Source organism: Marivivens donghaensis (assembly GCF_030410045.1).
Taxonomy (GTDB): domain Bacteria; phylum Pseudomonadota; class Alphaproteobacteria; order Rhodobacterales; family Rhodobacteraceae; genus Marivivens; species Marivivens donghaensis.
This window is the reverse complement of record NZ_JAUFRA010000007.1, coordinates 205,324-225,052: the sequence shown is the minus strand read 5'-3', so window position 1 is coordinate 225,052 and position 19,729 is coordinate 205,324. Positions and strand designations below refer to the sequence as shown.

Here is a 19,729-nt window from a genome sequence, read left to right as displayed (position 1 = left end):
GGGAGATACTAAATGACCCTCGTCACAAAATTCCTCGGCGCATCTGCTGCCCTTGCTCTGTCCGCAGGCGCTGCGCTGGCCGATCCGGCAATCATTTTTGACCTTGGCGGCAAATTCGACAAATCCTTCAACGAAGCAGCATTCGGCGGCGCAACCCGCTGGGCCGAAGAAACCGGCGGCAGCTTTGCTGAATTCGAAATCACCTCGGACGCACAGCGTGAACAGGCGATCCGTCGTTTTGCCGAAGACGGCAACAACCCGATTGTCATGGCTGGCTTCTCTTGGGCAACCCCACTCGCAGCTGTTGCACCTGAATACCCTGACCTGAAGTTCTCGATCATCGACATGGTTGTTGATGCGCCGAACGTTCAGTCGGTTGTGTTCAACGAACACGAAGGTTCGTACCTCGTTGGCATGCTGGCTGCGATGGCGTCTGAGGACGGCACTGTTGGCTTTATCGGCGGCATGGACATCCCGCTCATCCGCAAATTCGCATGTGGCTACGCTCAAGGCGCGCTGGCTGTGAACCCTGACGCGACCGTCATCGCAAACATGACCGGCACCACCCCTGCTGCATGGAACGATCCGGTAAAAGGTTCGGAACTCACCCTCGCACAGATCAGCCAAGGCGCTGACGTGATCTACGCTGCGGCTGGCGGCACTGGCGTTGGCGTTCTGCAAACAGCAGCGGACCAAGGCGTCTATTCGATCGGCGTCGACTCCAACCAGAACTACATGCACCCGGGTTCGGTTCTGACCTCGATGATGAAGCGCGTTGATAACGCAGTTTATGACGCCTTCAAAGCAGGCGCTGACCTCGAGGCAGGCTTCAACGTGATGGGTCTGTCGAACGGTGGCGTTGGTTATGCGCTCGACGAAAACAACGCTGACCTGATCACCGACGAAATGAAAGCCGCTGTTGACGCGGCATCGGCTCAGATCGCATCGGGCGAGCTGGTTGTTCACGACTACATGTCGGACGAAACCTGCCCAGTCCTCGACTTCTAAGTCGAACGATCCACGCATATTGGGCCGCGCCGTTATTATCCGGCGCGGCTTTTCTATCTGCCCGAGGGACAGAGAATGACCGCACCCGCACCTGCCATCGAACTCGTCGGAATTTCCAAGGCCTTTGGGCCAGTTCAGGCAAACAAAGACATTTCCATTCGCGTTATGCCCGGCACGATCCATGGGATCATTGGGGAAAACGGCGCGGGGAAATCCACGCTCATGTCGATTCTTTATGGGTTCTACAAGGCGGACGCGGGCGAGGTATTCATCAACGGGCAAAAGACCGACATCCCAGACAGTCAAGCGGCAATTGCGGCAGGTATCGGGATGGTGTTCCAGCACTTTAAACTGGTTGAGAATTTCACCGTCCTCGAAAACGTCATCTTGGGCGTTGAGGACGGTTTTTTGCTGCGCCCGTCGCTGACCAAAGCGCGCAAAGAGCTAAAGCAGCTGTCCGAAGAATACGAACTCCACGTGGACCCAGATGCGATTATCGAAGAGATCGGCGTCGGGATGCAGCAACGTGTTGAGATCCTCAAGGCGCTCTACCGTCAGGCCGACATTCTGATCCTCGACGAACCGACGGGCGTTCTGACCCCTGCTGAGGCGGACCAACTATTCCGTATCCTTGGCCGTCTTCGTGAAGAGGGCAAAACGATCATTCTGATTACCCATAAGCTGCGGGAAATCATGGAGATTACAGACACGGTTTCGGTCATGCGTCGCGGGGAAATGACCGCGACCGTCAAAACCGCTGAGACCGATCCCGCCCAGTTGGCTGAGCTGATGGTCGGCCGCAAGGTTCTGCTTCAGGTAGATAAGGTCCCTGCAAAACCGGGTGACGTGATCCTGGACGTGCAGAACCTAAACATCACCGACGCGCAGGGCGTCCATCGTGTCAAAAACGTATCGTTCAACATCCGCGCCGGGGAAATCCTCGGCATCGCGGGCGTTGCGGGGAACGGTCAGTCCGAACTGCTCGAAGTGCTGGGCGGCTACGAAAAGGGCACTGGCACCATCACAGTGAACGGCCAACCAATTGACCTAACCGGGAAATACTCCGACGGACAAAGCCGCCGCAAACGTGGCATCGCCCACGTGCCAGAGGATCGTCAGCGCGAAGGTCTGGTGATGAACTTCTCCGCTTGGGAAAACACGGCATTCGGCTACCACAGCGATCCGCGTTACCAGAAAAACGCGCTGTTTATGGATCACGCTGCAATCAAGGCAGATACCGCCGAAAAGATGGAACGTTTTGACGTCCGCCCACCCAACCCGCTTTTGGCCGCCAAGAACTTTTCTGGTGGCAACCAACAAAAAATCGTTGTGGCGCGTGAGATCGAACGCAATCCAGATGTGCTTCTGATCGGTCAGCCAACCCGTGGCGTCGACATCGGCGCAATCGAATTCATTCATAAACAAATCGTCGCCTTACGCGACCAAGGCAAAGCGATCCTCCTCGTGTCAGTCGAGCTGGACGAGATCATGTCGCTCTCTGATCGGATCGCTGTGATGTTTGACGGACGGATCATGGGCGAACGCCTGCCGCAAGACACCAATGTTCAGGAACTCGGCCTGCTAATGGCTGGTGTTCAAGGGGATGCCGCCTGATGCAAAAGATGCCGAACTGGGCCGATGTGGTCCTTGTCCCTGTATTGTCGCTGGTCTTGGCCGCGATCATCTCTGCCATCGTGATTTTGGCGATCGGGCACAACCCGATTGATGCGCTCGGCATCATGGTCAAAGGCGCGTTGGGCAATAGCGCGAATGTGTCCTACACGCTCTACTACGCGACCAACTTTATCTTCACGGGCCTTGCCGTGGCGGTTGCCTATCACGCACGCATGTTCAACATCGGCGGAGAAGGTCAGGCCTATATCGGCGGCCTCGGTGCAGCGCTCGCTTGCCTCTACATCCCTTGGCCGCATTGGACACTCGCACTGATTGGCGGCGGCGTTGCTGCGGCGGTCTTTGGCGCGGCTTGGGCGGCAATTCCTGCCTACCTTCAAGCAAAACGCGGTAGCCACATCGTGATCACCACGATCATGTTCAACTACATGGCCTACCCGCTGCTGAACTTCCTCCTGAATGGCCCGATCAAGGCCGGCGGCATGGAACCCGCAACCCCATCGTTTGCTGAGGCGATGCATCTGCCAAACCTCTCGGCCATCCTCGGCGCGGTTGGCATCAGTTTCTCTGACCGTGGCCCTGCGAACTTTGCCCTGATCATCGCGCTTCTGGCCTGCGTGTTCGTTTGGGCGCTGATTTGGAAAACCAAGCTCGGCTATGAAACCCGCGCCTTTGGGCAAAGCGAAACAGCTGCAAAATATGCGGGCATTAAACCGACAAAGATCATCATGATCGCAATGCTCATTTCTGGCGGTCTGGCGGGCATGATGGCCATCAACAACGTCATGGGCGAAGCGGAACGTCTGGTTCTCAACGCGGTTGAGGGCGCGGGTTTCATCGGCATCGCGGTTGCCCTAATGGGCCGCAACCACCCCGTTGGCATCCTGATCGCCGCGATCCTATTCGGCATCCTCTACCAAGGCGGCGCAGAGCTGTCGGCCGAACTACGCATCCCGCGCGAAATGGTCACCGTGATCCAAGCACTCGTCATCCTATTCACAGGCGCGCTCGACAATATGGTGCGCATGCCGATCGAAAAACTCTTCGTGGCATTTGGCCGTAAGGGGGCAAACTGATGGACCTTCTCGCGTTTTTCGACATTGCGGTTCTGGACGGCACTGTGCGCCTCGGCGTACCGTTGCTGCTGGCTTGCCTTGCGGGTCTCTACTCTGAACGGGCAGGGATTTTCGACATTGGCCTTGAGGGGAAAATGCTGATCGCGGCCTTCCTCGCGGCTGGCGTATCCTTCACCACAGGCAGCGTTTGGCTGGGCCTCATCGCTGGTGTTTTGGCCTCGGTGATCTTGTCGCTCCTGCACGGGCTCGCCTCGATCACCTTCCGTGGAAACCAGCTGATTTCTGGCGTTGCGATCAACTTCTTCGCTTCTGGCATCACCGTCGTCGCGGCCCAAGCATGGTTCGGCGAAGGTGGCCGCACGCCCTCACTTTCGGGTGCAGCCCGTTTTGAATCGATCCAATTCCCAGGCGCATTGACCCGCATCCGCGACATCGCCAAAGCTGACCTCCCGATGAAGGTCTATTCCGAACTTCTGTCGGGTCACACGATCATCGTTTACCTCTGCATCCTGATCGTGCCCTTCGTCTGGTGGACCCTTTATCGCACCCGCTTCGGCCTGCGCCTCCGTGCTGTTGGCGAAAATCCGGGCGCGGTGGATACGGCAGGTATCTCTGTTTATCGCATGCGCTATTCGGCTGTGATTATCTGCGGCGTGCTCTGCGGACTTGCGGGCGCTTACCTGTCCACTGGGCTTCAGGCGGGCTTTGTCCGTGAGATGACCGCTGGACGTGGCTACATCGCCCTCGCCGCGCTGATCTTTGCGAAATGGCGTCCGTGGCAGGCCTTGGGTGCAACGATGCTCTTTGGCTACCTGCAGGCCCTCGCCATTCGCCCTGATATCCTCGAACGGGCCATTGGTATCCGCGTCCAGACCCAAGTCCTCGACGCCCTGCCCTACGTCCTAACCGTTATCGTGCTTGCTGGTTTCGTCGGCAAAGCTATCCCGCCGCGCGCGGGCGGAGAAGCCTATGTCAAAGAACGCTAAACTACTGAAAATCATCCGCGATCACGCAGGCAAAGAACCCGTCAAACTGGGGCTAATCCTCGGCTCTGGCCTAGGCCACCTCGCTGGCGCGGTCGAAGGCGTGGCGATCCCCTACTCCGAACTACCGGGGTTCCCCCACGCGGGCGTGTCGGGCCACAACCCAAACCTCGTGATCGGCACGCTCGAAGGCGTGCGCGTCGCGGTCTTTGGTGGTCGGGCGCACTATTACGAACGCGGCAAACCCGATGAAATGCGCATCCCGCTAGAGGTCCTCTGCGAACTCGGCGCTGATACGGTCATCGCGACCAATGCCGCAGGGTCGCTCCGCCCCGATATGCCGACGGGCTCGATCATGGCGCTGACGGATCATATCAATTTCTCTGGCCTCAATCCGCTGATCGGTGAACCCTCGGACAAACGCTTTGTTCCGATGATGGACGCCTACGAGCCTGACTTACGTGAAAAGCTCCTCTTTGCAGCCGCCTACGAAGAGGTCAGCCTGCATCAGGGCATCTATGCATGGTATTCTGGCCCTTCGTTTGAAACACCCGCCGAAATCCGTGCGATCCGCACCCTGGGCGCTGACGCCGTTGGCATGTCCACCGTGCCCGAGGTCATCCTCGCGCGCTTCCTCGGCCTTCGTGCTGCGGCCATCTCGACCATCACCAATATGGCCGCAGGCATGAGCGATGAGGCGATCAGCCACGAACATACCAAGGCGATGGCCCCTCTTGGCGCCGCCAAACTGGAAAAAGTCCTCCGCCGTTTCCTGCGCGACCTTTGATCCAGCCTTTGTGCTTTAAATATCTCGGGGGTGTGGGGGCAGCGCCCCCACGCGACCCTTACCGACCGTGGGACCGATCATAGGAATTGACCTGCGGCGGCACCCATCCCTCCAATGCCCCATCAGCTGGCGTCAAAACCTGCATTGAGAGGGGGTAACAGGCCGCTGTATCGGACGAATGCTCCGATCCACAATCCCCACCAGGGCATGCACTCAGCACGGCCAGCAGATCGACCTCCGCAAAGAGATCGAGGTGGTCGCCTTTGCGCACAGGGCTGGCCTTCATGAAATACTGGCCCGTATCGCGGGTAAAGCCTGTGCACATGAACACGTTCAGCACATCGTGCACACGCGGTTCGGCCTCGGTCAGGCTCACGCCCTGATCGTCTGCTAGGGCACGCGTCAGGTTTGAATGACAGCAGTAATGGTAGTGATCCCCGCCCAAGGCACGGCCCGTGTAGGGGTCGCACCGCGTGCCGATCACGTCATGCACACGCCCACCAAATTCATCCGCGCCATACCATGCAAGGCTGTCCACTACGACGGTCGCAATGGGACGCAGATAGGGGAAACAGGACCAGAGCTGGTCGCCTTCGGTCACATGCGTACCGTGGAGTGCGCGCGTTTTCCCAGAATAGAACCGCTCGTCCAGATTCTGCGCGTTAAACAGGTTCAAATCACCGACCTGAGGCCCTTCAGGGCAGCCGATGCGCAGGAACGACCCAGCAGGCACGCGGATCGTCGCTGCATCGCGGGGCGGCACGATGACCACGGGCCCTTCGACAGCCGAGTCGAGCGCCGTGCGATACAAATCCATCGCTGGGCGTGGCAAAGTTTCGGTCGGGTAACAGATTACCGGAGCGATAGCGCGCCGTTTTTCTGCATCTTCTGGGATATTTGACACGTTTTGAACCTATCTGAGTGATCGACCCTCAATATCCCGCCCAATTTGATCCCAATCAAGTTTATTCCCCCGCTTTGGATTCAAATGGCCCCAGTTCCCAATTTGGAGTGCCTCCCAATGTCTTACGTATCCAAAATTGTTGATCACGTCCGTGAACAGGCGCGCATCGAACAAGATGCCATTAACCCAGATTTGAACGCGGTGAACGAACTGCACCTCACACGTGGTGAAATGCGAAAGATCGCAAACATGCCAGCCGAGCAGGTTGAGCGAATGGAAGCGATGGCTGGGCTTTTTGATGTCAAGGTAGACAGCCTACGCGCCTCTGGTGAACAAGTCGAAGTTGCGCGTCGCTGCGCCTATTGCGGCGAAAACGGCGCCTGCAAATCCGCTCTGGCCAATGGAGCCTCTGCCGAAGATATGGCCTTCTGCCCGAACGCGAGCACCTATCGCGCACACCGCAACGGATAAAATAATAAGGCCCCGGATCATCCGGGGCTTTTTAGTCTAAAGTCATGGCTGGATCATGCGTCGTAATATGCGAACATTTGATCCAATACAGGTAAATTCCGCACAGCTTTGATCTTCGTAGGTTTTTCGTAAGTGTAATATTCAATCCACTGCTCCATCGCGTCAGTCGATAGAACGATTTTTGCAGCAGCCTCTGGATTTCGAATGGCGATGTTCATCATAGGCTCCAATCACTCGATACTCCGCCCTGACCACATCATAGCACTATACGAACGAATATTAACTTATCTTTCTGCATATGCAGCATGATTACGCTGCATGGCAGAAACGTAAAAGGCCCTGCACATGGCAGGGCCCTCACCTTTAGCGTGCAATCACTGGCAATTAGCCTTGGCGATCGACCAACATCTTCTTGATGCTCGCAATTGCCTTCGCAGGGTTAAGACCCTTCGGACAGGTTTTTGCGCAGTTCATGATGGTGTGGCAGCGGTAGAGTTTGAACGGATCTTCCAACTCGTCCAGACGCTCGCCGGTTGCCTCATCACGGCTGTCGATGATCCAGCGATATGCGTGGAGCAGCGCAGCAGGTCCGAGGTATTTGTCTGAGTTCCACCAGTAGCTCGGGCAGGAGGTCGAGCAGGACGCGCACATAACGCACTCATACAGACCGTCGAGTTTCTTGCGATCTTCGATCGACTGGCGCCATTCTTTTGCCGGACGGTTGGTTTTGGTTTCCAGCCACGGCATGATCGACGCGTGCTGTGCGTAGAAGTGGGTGAGGTCAGGAATAAGGTCCTTGACCACTGGCATGTGCGGCAGCGGGTTGATCTTAACGTCGCCCTTGATCTCATCCAGACCGTAGATACAGGCCAGCGTGTTGATCCCGTCGATGTTCATCGCGCAAGAGCCACAGATACCTTCACGGCACGAACGGCGGAACGTCAGGGTCGGGTCGATCTTGTTCTTAATGTAGATCAGGCCGTCCAGAACCATCGGACCACAATCGTCCATATCGACGAAATAGGTATCAATGCGCGGGTTTTTCCCGTCGTCAGGGTTCCAGCGGTAAATCTGGAACGACCGGAGGTTCGTTGCACCTTCGGGCTTGGGCCAGGTTTTGCCGACGGTGAGGCGGCTGTTCTTGGGAAGCGTAAGTTGAACCATGGGTTTAGGCTCCTGCGATTAAGGTCATGCCCCCGCGCCGCCCGTTAGTGCGCGAGACGCACAGGCGGTCGTGGAGGAACGGCTGAGAATATTGGACACCATGTAATTGGTGTCTGCGGTAGGTCCGGTTACGGCCGCTGCGGCAAGAGCCGTCAGTTCTACATCGGTCGAGTTCTCGATGATGCAGGTGGTCATAGCCGTGGCGATGGATTCGGGGATCGTGTGACCTCCGGGCAGTTCGGTGTTCATCACAATGGGAACCACAACAGCGCGAGCGGCGTCAGTTTTTGCCTCTGCCGTCATCTCTGCCATGTTGTCAGTGGTGCATCCTGCCAGAGCGGCAACGATGGTCCCTAATGCGATAATCCGTTTCATGCCTGTCATCCTTTTCATTAACGCAGGTCCGGCTGTCGGATTGGGTCCTGTCCAGTGAGGTCAACGACACAACGTTCGTAGACCAACATCGGATCGGCACCGCGTAGGTAATCGGACGAAACCCCGATTGACCCACCAACATAGCCCCCTGTGGACGAGTTTACGCCAAGCGTCAGATGTCCGGTAGGACCTTGCGCCATACGCGCCCGCTCTTCGCATCTTTCCGCCGCCTTTTCGGGCGACATCGGACCACAGGCAGACAAGGCCAGAAGGCCGAGGATCAACGCAGCACGCAATATCCTACCCCCCCTTGCAAGGCCGCCCCACCTGGCAAACAGGTGGTGGACGACGCGACAGGCACAGTCGACGTTTGCGGCGCATCGACGATCCAGACCGCTTCGGGTGTAGCCGAGACGGTCCCGCCAACACGCGCAACACATTGGTTAAACGCGCCCTCGAGGATACCCCGCGAAACCGAACGGCCAAACAGGGCACCAGCGCCAGACGACGAATAGTTCGGACGGTTCAAGGCCGCGTCGTATTGCGCTTGGCATTCCGCGACCGAGGTCGCTGGCGTCATCGACAGGACCTGCTCGCCACAACCAGCGAGCAACGGGCCTGCGACAACAGCCAATGCAACAAACGCGAACCGCATTAGAACGTCCGTGCTTTCGGCGCGATCTTCTTGAGGCTGATACCGCCTTCCGCTTCAGTGGTGAGCGGATCGACGACAACCGGACGATATGTCAGGTCCACCTTGTTCCCATCAACGCGGGAAATGGTGTGCACACGCCAGTTTTCGTCGTCACGGGTCGGGAAGTCCTCGTGTGCGTGCGCACCGCGGGATTCCTTACGTGCCTCAGCGCCATGGATGGTTGCCAGAGCGTTCGGCATAAGGTTCGCCAGCTCGAGCGTTTCCATCAGGTCAGAGTTCCAGACCAAGCTGCGGTCGGTGACCGATAGGTCATCCATTTTCGCAGCGATGGCGGTCATCTTCTCGACGCCTTCTTTCATGGTTTCAGCGGTACGGAACACAGCTGCATCCGACTGCATGGTTTTCTGCATCTCGAGACGCAGTTCCGCAGTTGCCATATTGCCCTTCGCGTGACGCAGACCGTCGAAACGATCGAACGCTTTGTCGATGGACGCTTGGTTCAGGGTCGGGTTCGCGCTGTCTGGGTTCACAACCTTACCAGCGCGGATCGCAGCCGCACGGCCAAACACAACGAGGTCGATCAGAGAGTTCGACCCCAGACGGTTTGCACCGTGAACCGAAGCACAGCCAGCTTCACCAACAGCCATCAGGCCCGGAACAACAGCGTTCGGGTCTTTCGCGGTCGGGTTCAGCACTTCGCCCCAATAGTTGGTCGGAATACCGCCCATGTTGTAGTGAACTGTCGGCAGAACCGGGATCGGCTCTTTGGTCACGTCAACACCAGCAAAGATTTTCGCGGACTCGGAGATACCCGGCAGACGTTCTGCCAGAGCCGCCGCAGGAAGGTGATTGAGGTGCAGGTGGATGTGATCGCCATCTTTACCTACGCCACGGCCTTCGCGGATTTCCATGGTCATGGAACGGGATACGTAGTCACGCGGTGCGAGGTCTTTGTACTGGGGCGCATAACGCTCCATGAAACGCTCGCCTTCGGAGTTGGTCAGGTAACCGCCTTCGCCACGTGCACCTTCGGTGATCAGACAGCCAGAGCCGTAGATACCTGTCGGGTGGAACTGAACGAATTCCATATCCTGCAGAGCCAAACCAGCGCGAGCCACCATGCCGCCGCCGTCACCCGTACAGGTGTGCGCCGAGGTCGCCGAGAAGTATGCGCGGCCATAGCCACCCGTCGCCAGAACGACCATCTTTGCATTGAAGACGTGGAACGTGCCGTCGTCGAGCTTCCAGCACACAACGCCAGTGCACTGACCGTCTTCGGACATGATGAGGTCGATCGCAAAGTATTCGATGTAGAACTCTGCGTTGTTCTTCAGCGATTGGCCGTAGAGCGTGTGCAGGATCGCGTGACCGGTGCGGTCAGCCGCAGCACAGGTGCGCTGAACGGGTGGGCCGTCACCGAATTCAGTGGTGTGGCCACCGAACGGACGCTGGTAGATTTTGCCTTCTTCGGTGCGCGAGAACGGAACGCCGTAGTGCTCCAGCTCGTAAACCGCTTTGGGGGCTTCGCGTGCGAGGTATTCCATCGCATCGGTATCACCGAGCCAATCAGAGCCCTTAACAGTGTCAAACATGTGCCACTGCCAGCTGTCCGGACCCATGTTGCCCAGCGATGCCGCGATACCGCCCTGCGCCGCAACAGTGTGCGAACGGGTCGGGAAAACTTTAGAGATACACGCAGTGCGCAGACCTTGTTCGGCCATGCCGAGGGTCGCGCGGAGGCCAGCGCCGCCAGCGCCGACAACTACCACGTCGTATTCGTGAACTTCGTATTCGTATGATGCCATCGGTCGTATTCCTTACAGAGCCAGCTTCGCGAGCGCGAACAGGCCCGTTGCCATCAGAGCATAAGTGAAGGCGGTCATGAAAATAACTGACGCCTTGCGAGCGGTGCCGCGGGCGTAGTCTTCGATCATCATCTGGAAACCAGCGTTAAAGTGTTTCAGGCCGAAAACCAGAACGAGGCCCGTTAGGATCGCAGGGATCGGACGAGCAAAGGTTGCTTGAACAGTCGCATAGTCGCTGCCCAGCGCATGGCCAAAAATATAGAGGAAGGTCGGCACGATCAGCGCGAGGCCAACAGCGCTCACTTGCATGTAGCGGTGATGCTCGGTGCCAGTGCCCGAAGCGCCTTTGCCAACGGCACGTTTACGGTCGGTGAGATAACGCATCCCGTTCTCCTTACACGATCACGATGGTCAGGATGGTCAGAACGACTGACCCGATGATGCAGGCCCAGCCCAACTTTTCAGCGGTCGGGATGTCCATCCCGTGACCCGCATCAAAATAGAGGTGACGCAGACCAGCGAGGAAGTGGTACCAGATGCCCAGCGCCGAGAGGGTCATCACAACGTCACCCACGAACGAGGTCAGGATAGCGTTTGCAAAGTTAAAGTAGCTTTCCGACGTCGCAGCGGCGAACAGCCACCAAACGACCAGAAGCGTCGAAACGATCAGTGCGTTACCGGTGATGCGCGTCAGGATCGACGTCATCGAAGTCAACTGTGGCCGGTAGTACGGGCCGATCATGAAAGGCGAAAGCGGACGTTCAACGCCCTTGGATTTTTCAGCCATGTGGGTCCCCTTTGGATTTGGGCAGCCATGCACGCAGGCGCACACGGGCCATCGCTGTCTGTTCTGACGTATAATTCCCGCTCTGTCACGCTATCCAATCAGGGTGATACCCCAAAAAATGTCTGTTTTAGCGTTAACAGAACGGTTTGTGATCACGTAATTTTAACCTGTGATCACAAAACTAATTCCCGACAGAAACTATAAAGAAACAAAGGCGCGACTCGCGTCACGCCCCTGTTTTGCGTTTTAGATCGGCATCAGCGCCCAATAGTCGAGGTCAAGGAGCACACCTGGAAGATATTTACCATCCTCCCCCTTCAACTGACCCACCGACCCGTCGCTGGTCGCAACCAACCGCAAGCGAATAGCACCAACGCCCGGCACATCGGTCTCTGTCTTATCCAGAACTTCGGACCACGCCTTAACCGTTGTCCCCGCGAAACACGGGTTCGCGTGAGCGCCACCGTTCAGACCAACGATCATCTGCGCGTTCGCCAGACCATTGAACGACAAGGCCCGCGCCATCGAAATCACGTGGCCGCCGTAGATCAGGCGACCTTCGGGGCGGAAGGTCAGGTCAAAGTGGACCTTGGCCGTGTTCTGCCACAGACGCGTTGCTATCATGTGCTCGGCTTCTTCGATGGTCACACCATCAACGTGGTCGATCACTTCGCCGATCTCATAATCACCCCAACGGTGTGCTTCACCAGCGAGGCCAAAGTCATAGTCGTCAAAGGTCAGACCTTCGGGAACGACCAGATCCTCAACCGACAGAACCTTTTTCAGGTCGGGTAGAACAGCTTCGGGCGCTGGCGCATCGAGGTTGCCTTTGCGGACCATGACCCAGCGAACATACTCCAGCACAACCTCGTCGTTTTGGTTGAACCCGCGCGTGCGCACATAGACGACGCCCGTTTTCCCGTTAGAATTTTCCTTAACCCCGATCACTTGGGATTCAGAGCGCAGCGTATCGCCCGGATAGACAGGAACCAGCCAGCGTCCTTCGGCATAACCAAGGTTCGCAACCGCGTTCAGCGACACGTCAGGCACGGTTTTGCCGAACACCACATGGAACGCGATCAGATCATCCAAGGGCGACCCATCCAGACCGCAATCCGCAGCAAAAGCGTCCGACGAATACAGCGCGTGACGTGCAGGATAGAGCGCGTGATAGAGTGCGCGTTCGCCTTCGGCCACGGTGCGAGGCACCGCATGACGGATCACATCGCCGACTTTGTAGTCTTCGAAGAAGCGGCCTGAATTGGTTTTGGTCATAGCTGTCCTAACTTCATGTCTGGGGAATAGTCGGCGTCCACGTCTTTCACGACGGCTTGACCACAGCGCATCACGCCGCGGGCCGCATCAAAGGAATACGTGGGATCGCCATGCAGGCTCCAACCCTTGGAGAGGGCTTCGGTCACCTTGTGGCAGAAAGCCGAGGTGTCATCCTCGGAGAGAAAACGATAGGCAATCATTGGGTCGCGTCCTGTGCTGGCCGCGACCCGATAGGAAGCGGCGTTAACCGAAGGGCATATAGCCCAGCAGGATATGGATATAGGCGATCACGCCGTAGACCAAGAGTGACCCGAACGCTGCGCCGATCTCTTTGCCCTTGGGCGCAGGAGCGGGTTTTTCCCAAACGGGGTTCTGTGCGTTGATCAGCACGATGGACACCACCGCCCAGATCAACATGCCGCCAAACAGAACGACCGAGGCCCAGTCGCCATTGGCGAGAAGGTGCGCGACCGACCACAAAATCACGCCGATCAGCATCGGGTGACGCATCTTGCGCGCGATGGCAGTTTTCATGCCCGATGCCGCAAAGAGATACATCGACACCAGCATCAGCGTGTTGTTTGCATGTTTGCCCCACGCGGGTGGCGCGTAGGCCAGATCGGCCCACCACATCCGATAGCCAACGATCATCAAACCGACCGACACAAAGAGCAGGATCGCGATCGGACCGCGCCCCTTGTCGCCCATAGCCGCCCGCTGTTCGGGTGCCAGTCGTTTGAAGAGATGTGCGCCGCTCCATAGCAATACGCCCAATATCAGTAGAATCATTCCGCCCCCTTTGGGCGGAACGCTCCGCCCGAATTAACTATCCAACGCGGCGATTGCCGCAGCTTTGGCAAGAGTTGCCCGCGCCGTCACAATATGCAGGTTTTCAACGATCTTGCCATCAACAACCGCAACACCAAGCCCCTGCGCCTCAGCTTCTTCAAAGGCCGCGATCTGACGCTGAGCCAGTTCAATCTCGGCTTCGGTCGGGGCAAAGGCAGCATTGGTGATTTCGACCTGTGCAGGGTGGATGAGCGATTTGCCGTCATAGCCCATGTCACGGCCCTGTTCGCACTCGACCTTTAGGCCTTCGTCATCTTTGAACGCGTTGTAGACGCCATCAATGGTGATCACGCCATAGGCCTTCGCCGCCAATAGCGCAGCTTGCAGCGCATAAAGCAGCGGTTCACGACGTTCAGCTTTGCGGGTGTTAAGGTCTTTGGCGAGGTCATTGGTCCCTAGCACGAACCCTTCGATCGACGGGTGTGCTGCGATAGAGGCCGCGTTGATGATGCCCAGCGGGGTTTCCATCATTGCCCAGATTTTCTTATCCCCGATGATCGCGGCCAGCGCGTCAACATCGGCGGTCGAATTCACCTTGGGCAGCAGAACCGCATCACACTCCATCTCGAGCGTTTCAGCAGCGTCGTCTTTGCCCCATTCGGTATCCAGACCGTTAATCCGCACGACACGATATTTGTTGCCGTAGCCGCCCTGATAAAGCGCCTCTTTCAAAGTGTGGCGTGCATTTACCTTTTCATCAGGCGCAACAGCGTCCTCAAGGTCAAAGAGGATTGCGTCGACAGGAAGCCCCCGCGCCTTTTCCAAAGCACGCTCTTTCGAGCCAGGGATATAAAGAGCTGAACGGAACGGACGGTCGGTCATGATTCTTCCTCGCAATAAAGTTGCGCAAAGATGACCTCATTCATTCGATTCATTCAACAGGCTTTTTGCCGCATCGCAGCGATACTTTGGGATGAGACGGTTAAATCTGCCCGAACCCGTCCCACAGCAGCTTTACCGAAATCAGCAAAAGCGCGCCCGTTACGATTTTGAAAAACGCCGCATCGGGGAGGATCCGCACCAAACGCGCACCAATCAGAACAGAGATCGCAGCAGGCACCATGAGGTACGCCGCAATTTTTAGGCTGCTAAAGTTCACCTGCCCGAGCATCACGTAGGGGATCATCTTAATCCAATTGATGTAGGCAAAGGCGATGGTCGACGTGCCTGCAAAGGCGAGCTTCGACAGTTTCTGCGGCAGAACCCAAACCTGATAGGGCGGCCCACCTGCGTGGCTCACAAAGCTGGTAAAGCCCGTCAGGACGCCCCAAAATAGGCCCGATGGCGTATGGGGTGCCTTTGCCGGAACCTCGCGATTACGGCGCCAAATAAGGTTGAGGGCGAAAACTAAGCCGATCAAACCCACGAGGATCGTCACCCACCCTTTGGGCGTGATGCTGGCCGTCAAACCACCAATCGCGACCCCAACAGTGGCCCCAGCACAGATGATCACGATGACCCGTTTGTTAAATTCATGCCGATAGGTCCAGACACCAACCACATCCGAGACAATATAGACGGGCAGCAAGAGACCAGCCGCAACCACGGGATCGATAACGAGGGCAAGCAGCGGAACGGCGAGGTTGCTGACGACAGGCAAACCGCCCTTACTCATCCCGACGGAAATCGCCGAAAGAGTCGCCAAAACCCAAAAAAGAGTCCCATCCATGCTGTTTTCCCTAGAATCACCCGTGTGATTCCCTTCGAAAATCGGACACGGCATACCATTGTGTGCCGATTTTTAGCGCAAACATCCTTTTAACAACAGGCGAAACCCTTTGCCGCATCGCAGCACTCTTGATTGCGGCGTTCCAAAAGACTACCCCTTGCGCCGACCACAACCCCTATCAAGGACGGAAAAATGGCTCGACCCAAGATTGCCCTTATCGGCGCTGGCCAGATCGGTGGCACCCTCGCCCACCTCGCAGCGATCAAGGAACTCGGTGATGTTGTTCTCTTCGACATCGCAGAAGGCACCCCGCAGGGCAAAGCCCTCGACATCGCTGAATCCGGCCCGTCGGAAGGCTTTGACGGCTCTTTCAAAGGCTCGAACGACTACGCTGACATCGCTGGCGCAGACGTTGTTATCGTAACTGCTGGTGTTCCCCGCAAACCGGGCATGTCCCGTGACGACCTGCTGGGCATCAACCTCAAAGTTATGAAATCGGTTGGCGAAGGCATCAAAGCCCACGCACCGGACGCATTTGTAATCTGCATCACCAACCCGCTCGACGCGATGGTTTGGGCTCTGCAGCAGTTCTCGGGCCTGCCCACCAAGAAAGTCGTCGGCATGGCTGGCGTTCTTGACTCGGCTCGTTTCAGCCACTTCCTCGCGACCGAATTCAACGTCTCCATGAAAGACGTTACTGCATTCGTTCTCGGCGGCCACGGCGACACCATGGTTCCTTCGGTTCGTTACTCGACCGTTGGCGGTATCCCGCTCCCGGATCTGGTAGAGATGGGCTGGACCACTCAGGACAAACTGGACGCAATCGTTCAGCGCACCCGTGACGGCGGCGCAGAGATCGTTGGCCTGCTGAAAACTGGCTCCGCATTCTACGCACCGGCAACTTCGGCTATCGAAATGGCTGAAGCTTACCTCAAAGACCAGAAGCGCGTTCTGCCTTGCGCAGCATACTGTGACGGCGAAATCGGCGTTAAAGGTATGTACGTTGGCGTTCCGACCGTAATCGGCGGCAACGGCATCGAACGCGTCATCGACATCAAGCTCAACAAAGAAGAGCAAGAGATGTTCGACAAGTCGGTTGATGCGGTCAAAGGTCTGATCGAAGCATGTAAAGCAATCGACCCGTCGCTGTCCTAATCGACACGACATCTGAATTGCACAGGGCGGTCTTCGGGCCGCCCTTTTTCTATTTGCGACTCTTCACAGTCGAATCCGCCTTAACATGCATGGCGAATGCCGCAACGCAACATTTGTGATCACACCCTTAAAACCTGTGATCACAAATGTCGGATTTTACCGCTCACACTAAAAATAAACGTTCTTTGCACCGTAATCATGTGCTTAGACGGTACAAACCGAAGCACAGCGAGGGACACTCGATGAACATTCATGAATACCAAGCCAAGGCGCTTCTGCGCAGCTACGGCGCTCCCGTCTCCGACGGTCGCCCCGTTCTGAAAGCAGAAGATGCGAAAACTGCAGCTGGCGAACTCGACGGCCCGCTCTGGGTTGTTAAGTCGCAAATCCACGCAGGTGGCCGCGGCAAAGGCAAATTCGTAGAGCCTGAAGCCGGTGAAAAGGGTGGCGTTCGCCTCGCTTTCTCCGTCGAAGAAGCTGCCGAAATGGCAAAACAGATGCTGGGCAAGACCCTCGTCACCCACCAGACCGGTCCGGCTGGCAAACAGGTGAACCGCATCTACATCGAAGACGGTTCCGACATTGAGCGCGAACTGTACCTCGCACTGCTGATTGACCGTCAGACCTCGCGCGTTTCGTTCGTTTGCTCGACCGAAGGCGGCATGGACATCGAAGAGGTTGCAGCGTCGACCCCTGAGAAGATCCTCTCGTTCTCTGTTGATCCGGCAACTGGCTACCAGCCTTACCACGGCCGTCGCATCGCTTTCGCTCTGGGCCTCTCGGGCACTCAGGTCAAAGAATGCGTTAAGCTGATGGGCATCCTCTACAAAGCTTTCATCGAGAAAGACATGGAGATGCTGGAAATCAACCCGCTCATCGTTCTCGAAGGTTCGGGCAGCCTGAAACTGCTGGACGCCAAAGTTGGCTTCGACGGCAACGCGATCTACCGCCAGCCTGACATCGCAGAACTGCGCGACACCACCGAAGAAGACCCGAAAGAGCTGGAAGCGTCGAAATTCGACCTGAACTACATCGCTCTCGACGGTGAAATCGGCTGCATGGTGAACGGTGCTGGTCTCGCTATGGCGACCATGGACATCATCAAACTCTACGGCGCAGAGCCAGCTAACTTCCTCGACGTAGGTGGCGGCGCGACCAAAGAGAAAGTGACCGAAGCGTTCAAAATCATCACCTCTGACCCGAACGTCAAAGGCATCCTCGTCAACATCTTCGGCGGCATCATGCGCTGCGACGTGATCGCAGAGGGCGTTATCGCTGCTGTTAAAGAAGTTGGCCTGAAGGTTCCGCTGGTTGTTCGTCTCGAAGGCACCAACGTCGAAAAAGGCAAAGAGATCATCAACAACTCTGGCCTCGACGTTATCGCTGCTGACAACCTGTCTGACGGCGCAGAGAAAATCGTGAAAGCGGTGAAAGGCTAAAACAATGGCAATCCTTGTAAACGAAAATACCAAAGTGATCTGCCAGGGCTTCACCGGCTCGCAGGGCACGTTCCACTCGGAACAGGCAATCGCATACGGCACCAAAATGGTTGGTGGTGTGACCCCCGGTAAAGGCGGTCAAGAGCACCTCGGCCTGCCAGTTTTTGACTCGGTTCACGAGGCGAAAGCAAAAACCGAAGCAAACGCGACCGTAATCTACGTTCCGCCACCGTTCGCAGCAGACTCGATCCTCGAAGCGATCGACGCTGAAATGGAACTGATCGTCTGCATCACCGAGGGCATTCCGGTGCTCGACATGATGAAGGTAAAACGCGCGCTGATCGACTCCAAGTCGCGCCTGATCGGCCCGAACTGCCCAGGTATCATCACCCCTGACGCATGCAAGATCGGCATTATGCCGGGTCACATCCACAAGCGTGGTTCGGTTGGCGTTGTGTCCCGTTCGGGCACCCTGACCTACGAAGCTGTGAAACAGACTGCGGACATCGGCCTCGGCCAGTCGACCGCTGTTGGTATCGGCGGCGACCCGATCAAAGGCACAGAGCACATTGACGTGCTGGACATGTTCCTCGACGATCCGGAAACCCAGTCGATCATCATGATCGGTGAAATCGGTGGTTCTGCAGAAGAGGAAGCAGCTGAATTCCTCGCTGAGCAGCGCAAAAAAGGCCGTTGGAAACCGACCGCTGGCTTCATCGCTGGCCGCACAGCCCCTCCGGGCCGTCGCATGGGTCACGCTGGCGCAATCGTCGCTGGCGGCAAAGGTGACGCAGAATCCAAGATCGAAGCTATGAAGTCGGCAGGCATCATCGTTGCAGACAGCCCTGCAACGCTCGGTGAAGCTGTGCTGAAAGCGATCAAGGGCTAAGATGCGCCCGCGTGCTCGTCATATGCAAAACGCAGCGGTCAGCCTCGTGCTGGCCGCTCGTCGCGCATTTTCGGGCAAAGCTATTGGCGGAGGCTGCTGATATGTGCCGCCTTCGCCCCATTTTCGATTTTTCGACCTCGCGCGAAACGCTCGCACCTCGTGTGTTTGTGATGCTGATTGCCGCGCTTGGTCTGATCCTCGTCAGCGCCTTTGCCTATGGCGCGTCGAACGATCCCGATCGCCTCTCTCCTCCGTTCGACACGTGCTACGAAACGCGTGATGGTAAGGTGTCCTACGTCGATGGCCTCGCCTCTGAGGGTTGGATTGATGTGGCTGACCGCGTTGGGGCGATTGCTCGCCTGACTGATGCGTTCTTGCCGATCAACGTGCCCGAACAGCCGTCGGATTGGGCTGGGATCATGGCCTATCGTGCGTCCACCGCCCTGCCCGATGCGAACACCCTGACCGAAGGCCGTGCGATCCTCGAACAAGAAGGCGCTACGCTTTTGCTGGCTGGTTACCGTGCCGACAATGGCGATCTGATGGTCGAGTGCGCGATCGCACTCCCTGACAGTCGCCTGACCGACAACTTCTTTGACGGTGCCGATCAAGACGACGATCACGAAGTCACCGTAACCGATGGCTACCGCATGATGACCCTTTCGGGCCTTCAAGCGGACGGCTCCGAAGCCGCTATCTACGTCATTCAACTGGTTCCCGAAACAGAGCCAGTCCCGCCCCTTGCCGCGTCGAACGCTGTGTTGACGCGCCTGACCATTCCCGCCCCCTCGAACTGAGGTTCAAAC

At 57.2% G+C, this 19,729-nt stretch carries 24 protein-coding genes; 10 read left to right on the top strand and 14 right to left on the bottom strand.

Annotated features, from left to right (window positions below; genetic code table 11):
• The first annotated feature begins 12 nt into the window (after window positions 1-12).
• From QWY83_RS12845 to QWY83_RS12825, 5 genes are all read left to right on the top strand, one after another.
• Window positions 13-1,008, top strand: coding sequence for a BMP family lipoprotein (locus QWY83_RS12845; RefSeq protein ID WP_249947002.1), 996 nt, complete (start codon window positions 13-15; stop codon window positions 1,006-1,008).
• 75 nt (window positions 1,009-1,083) lie between these two features.
• Window positions 1,084-2,622 carry an ABC transporter ATP-binding protein gene (locus QWY83_RS12840; RefSeq protein WP_249947001.1) on the top strand — a complete coding sequence of 513 codons (1,539 nt, stop codon included), beginning with the start codon at window positions 1,084-1,086 and terminating at the stop codon, window positions 2,620-2,622.
• Window positions 2,622-3,716: an ABC transporter permease gene (locus QWY83_RS12835; RefSeq protein ID WP_105234315.1), complete on the top strand. Its 1,095-nt coding sequence runs from the start codon at window positions 2,622-2,624 to the stop codon at window positions 3,714-3,716. The genes QWY83_RS12840 and QWY83_RS12835 overlap by 1 nt, the downstream gene beginning before the upstream one ends.
• Window positions 3,716-4,702: an ABC transporter permease gene (locus tag QWY83_RS12830; protein WP_249947000.1), complete on the top strand. Its 987-nt coding sequence runs from the start codon at window positions 3,716-3,718 to the stop codon at window positions 4,700-4,702. Before QWY83_RS12835 ends, QWY83_RS12830 begins: the two co-directional genes overlap by 1 nt.
• A complete protein-coding gene (locus tag QWY83_RS12825) occupies window positions 4,686-5,486 on the top strand; it encodes a purine-nucleoside phosphorylase (protein ID WP_249946999.1) in 801 nt (266 codons plus the stop codon). The genes QWY83_RS12830 and QWY83_RS12825 overlap by 17 nt, the downstream gene beginning before the upstream one ends.
• A gap of 58 nt (window positions 5,487-5,544) precedes the next feature.
• Here QWY83_RS12825 and QWY83_RS12820 read toward each other — a convergent pair whose 3' ends face one another.
• The gene (locus tag QWY83_RS12820; protein WP_249946998.1) at window positions 5,545-6,390 is read right to left on the bottom strand and encodes an urea carboxylase-associated family protein; all 846 of its coding nucleotides are present in this window, start codon (window positions 6,388-6,390) and stop codon (window positions 5,545-5,547) included.
• 117 nt (window positions 6,391-6,507) lie between these two features.
• On the opposite strand from QWY83_RS12820, the gene QWY83_RS12815 reads away from it, so the two are divergent.
• Window positions 6,508-6,861, top strand: a complete 354-nt coding sequence (locus QWY83_RS12815; RefSeq protein ID WP_249946997.1) for a DUF6455 family protein — start codon at window positions 6,508-6,510, stop codon at window positions 6,859-6,861.
• Window positions 6,862-6,914: 53 nt separating this feature from the next.
• Here QWY83_RS12815 and QWY83_RS12810 read toward each other — a convergent pair whose 3' ends face one another.
• From QWY83_RS12810 to QWY83_RS12750, 13 genes are all read right to left on the bottom strand, one after another.
• Window positions 6,915-7,079: a hypothetical protein gene (locus tag QWY83_RS12810; RefSeq protein WP_249946996.1), complete on the bottom strand. Its 165-nt coding sequence runs from the start codon at window positions 7,077-7,079 to the stop codon at window positions 6,915-6,917.
• A 166-nt stretch (window positions 7,080-7,245) separates the two neighbouring features.
• Window positions 7,246-8,025 (bottom strand): succinate dehydrogenase iron-sulfur subunit, encoded by a 780-nt coding sequence (locus QWY83_RS12805; RefSeq protein ID WP_105234312.1) that lies wholly within the window; start codon window positions 8,023-8,025, stop codon window positions 7,246-7,248.
• A gap of 24 nt (window positions 8,026-8,049) precedes the next feature.
• On the bottom strand, window positions 8,050-8,400 hold the full coding sequence (locus QWY83_RS12800; protein ID WP_105234311.1) for a hypothetical protein: 351 nt from the start codon (window positions 8,398-8,400) through the stop codon (window positions 8,050-8,052).
• A gap of 17 nt (window positions 8,401-8,417) precedes the next feature.
• Window positions 8,418-8,696 (bottom strand): hypothetical protein, encoded by a 279-nt coding sequence (locus QWY83_RS12795; protein WP_249946995.1) that lies wholly within the window; start codon window positions 8,694-8,696, stop codon window positions 8,418-8,420.
• Window positions 8,681-9,055: a hypothetical protein gene (locus tag QWY83_RS12790; RefSeq protein ID WP_249946994.1), complete on the bottom strand. Its 375-nt coding sequence runs from the start codon at window positions 9,053-9,055 to the stop codon at window positions 8,681-8,683. Before QWY83_RS12790 ends, QWY83_RS12795 begins: the two co-directional genes overlap by 16 nt.
• Entirely contained in the window at window positions 9,055-10,860 is a 1,806-nt protein-coding gene (gene sdhA, locus QWY83_RS12785; RefSeq protein WP_067550676.1) for a succinate dehydrogenase flavoprotein subunit, read from the bottom strand. Before sdhA ends, QWY83_RS12790 begins: the two co-directional genes overlap by 1 nt.
• 12 nt (window positions 10,861-10,872) lie before the next feature.
• Entirely contained in the window at window positions 10,873-11,244 is a 372-nt protein-coding gene (gene sdhD / locus QWY83_RS12780) for a succinate dehydrogenase, hydrophobic membrane anchor protein (protein ID WP_067550677.1), read from the bottom strand.
• A gap of 10 nt (window positions 11,245-11,254) precedes the next feature.
• Window positions 11,255-11,647, bottom strand: a complete 393-nt coding sequence (gene sdhC, locus QWY83_RS12775) for a succinate dehydrogenase, cytochrome b556 subunit (RefSeq protein ID WP_105234308.1) — start codon at window positions 11,645-11,647, stop codon at window positions 11,255-11,257.
• 246 nt (window positions 11,648-11,893) lie between these two features.
• The gene (locus QWY83_RS12770; protein ID WP_249946993.1) at window positions 11,894-12,922 is read right to left on the bottom strand and encodes a MaoC family dehydratase; all 1,029 of its coding nucleotides are present in this window, start codon (window positions 12,920-12,922) and stop codon (window positions 11,894-11,896) included.
• On the bottom strand, window positions 12,919-13,122 hold the full coding sequence (locus QWY83_RS12765) for a DUF1737 domain-containing protein (protein ID WP_249944565.1): 204 nt from the start codon (window positions 13,120-13,122) through the stop codon (window positions 12,919-12,921). Before QWY83_RS12765 ends, QWY83_RS12770 begins: the two co-directional genes overlap by 4 nt.
• A gap of 43 nt (window positions 13,123-13,165) precedes the next feature.
• Window positions 13,166-13,711, bottom strand: coding sequence for an NnrU family protein (locus QWY83_RS12760; protein ID WP_249946992.1), 546 nt, complete (start codon window positions 13,709-13,711; stop codon window positions 13,166-13,168).
• A gap of 33 nt (window positions 13,712-13,744) precedes the next feature.
• On the bottom strand, window positions 13,745-14,593 hold the full coding sequence (locus QWY83_RS12755) for an HpcH/HpaI aldolase/citrate lyase family protein (protein ID WP_249946991.1): 849 nt from the start codon (window positions 14,591-14,593) through the stop codon (window positions 13,745-13,747).
• A gap of 100 nt (window positions 14,594-14,693) precedes the next feature.
• Window positions 14,694-15,440 carry a sulfite exporter TauE/SafE family protein gene (locus QWY83_RS12750; protein ID WP_249946990.1) on the bottom strand — a complete coding sequence of 249 codons (747 nt, stop codon included), beginning with the start codon at window positions 15,438-15,440 and terminating at the stop codon, window positions 14,694-14,696.
• A 192-nt stretch (window positions 15,441-15,632) separates the two neighbouring features.
• Between QWY83_RS12750 and mdh the strand changes: the two genes are divergently transcribed.
• The 4 genes from mdh to QWY83_RS12730 all read left to right on the top strand — a co-directional run bounded on the left by mdh (window position 15,633) and on the right by QWY83_RS12730 (window position 19,720).
• Window positions 15,633-16,595: a malate dehydrogenase gene (gene mdh / locus QWY83_RS12745; protein ID WP_067550684.1), complete on the top strand. Its 963-nt coding sequence runs from the start codon at window positions 15,633-15,635 to the stop codon at window positions 16,593-16,595.
• Window positions 16,596-16,837: 242 nt separating this feature from the next.
• Window positions 16,838-18,034, top strand: a complete 1,197-nt coding sequence (gene sucC, locus QWY83_RS12740) for an ADP-forming succinate--CoA ligase subunit beta (RefSeq protein WP_067550685.1) — start codon at window positions 16,838-16,840, stop codon at window positions 18,032-18,034.
• A gap of 4 nt (window positions 18,035-18,038) precedes the next feature.
• Entirely contained in the window at window positions 18,039-18,923 is an 885-nt protein-coding gene (gene sucD / locus QWY83_RS12735) for a succinate--CoA ligase subunit alpha (RefSeq protein WP_249946989.1), read from the top strand.
• Window positions 18,924-19,024: 101 nt separating this feature from the next.
• The gene (locus QWY83_RS12730) at window positions 19,025-19,720 is read left to right on the top strand and encodes a hypothetical protein (RefSeq protein ID WP_249946988.1); all 696 of its coding nucleotides are present in this window, start codon (window positions 19,025-19,027) and stop codon (window positions 19,718-19,720) included.
• Window positions 19,721-19,729 lie beyond the last annotated feature (9 nt).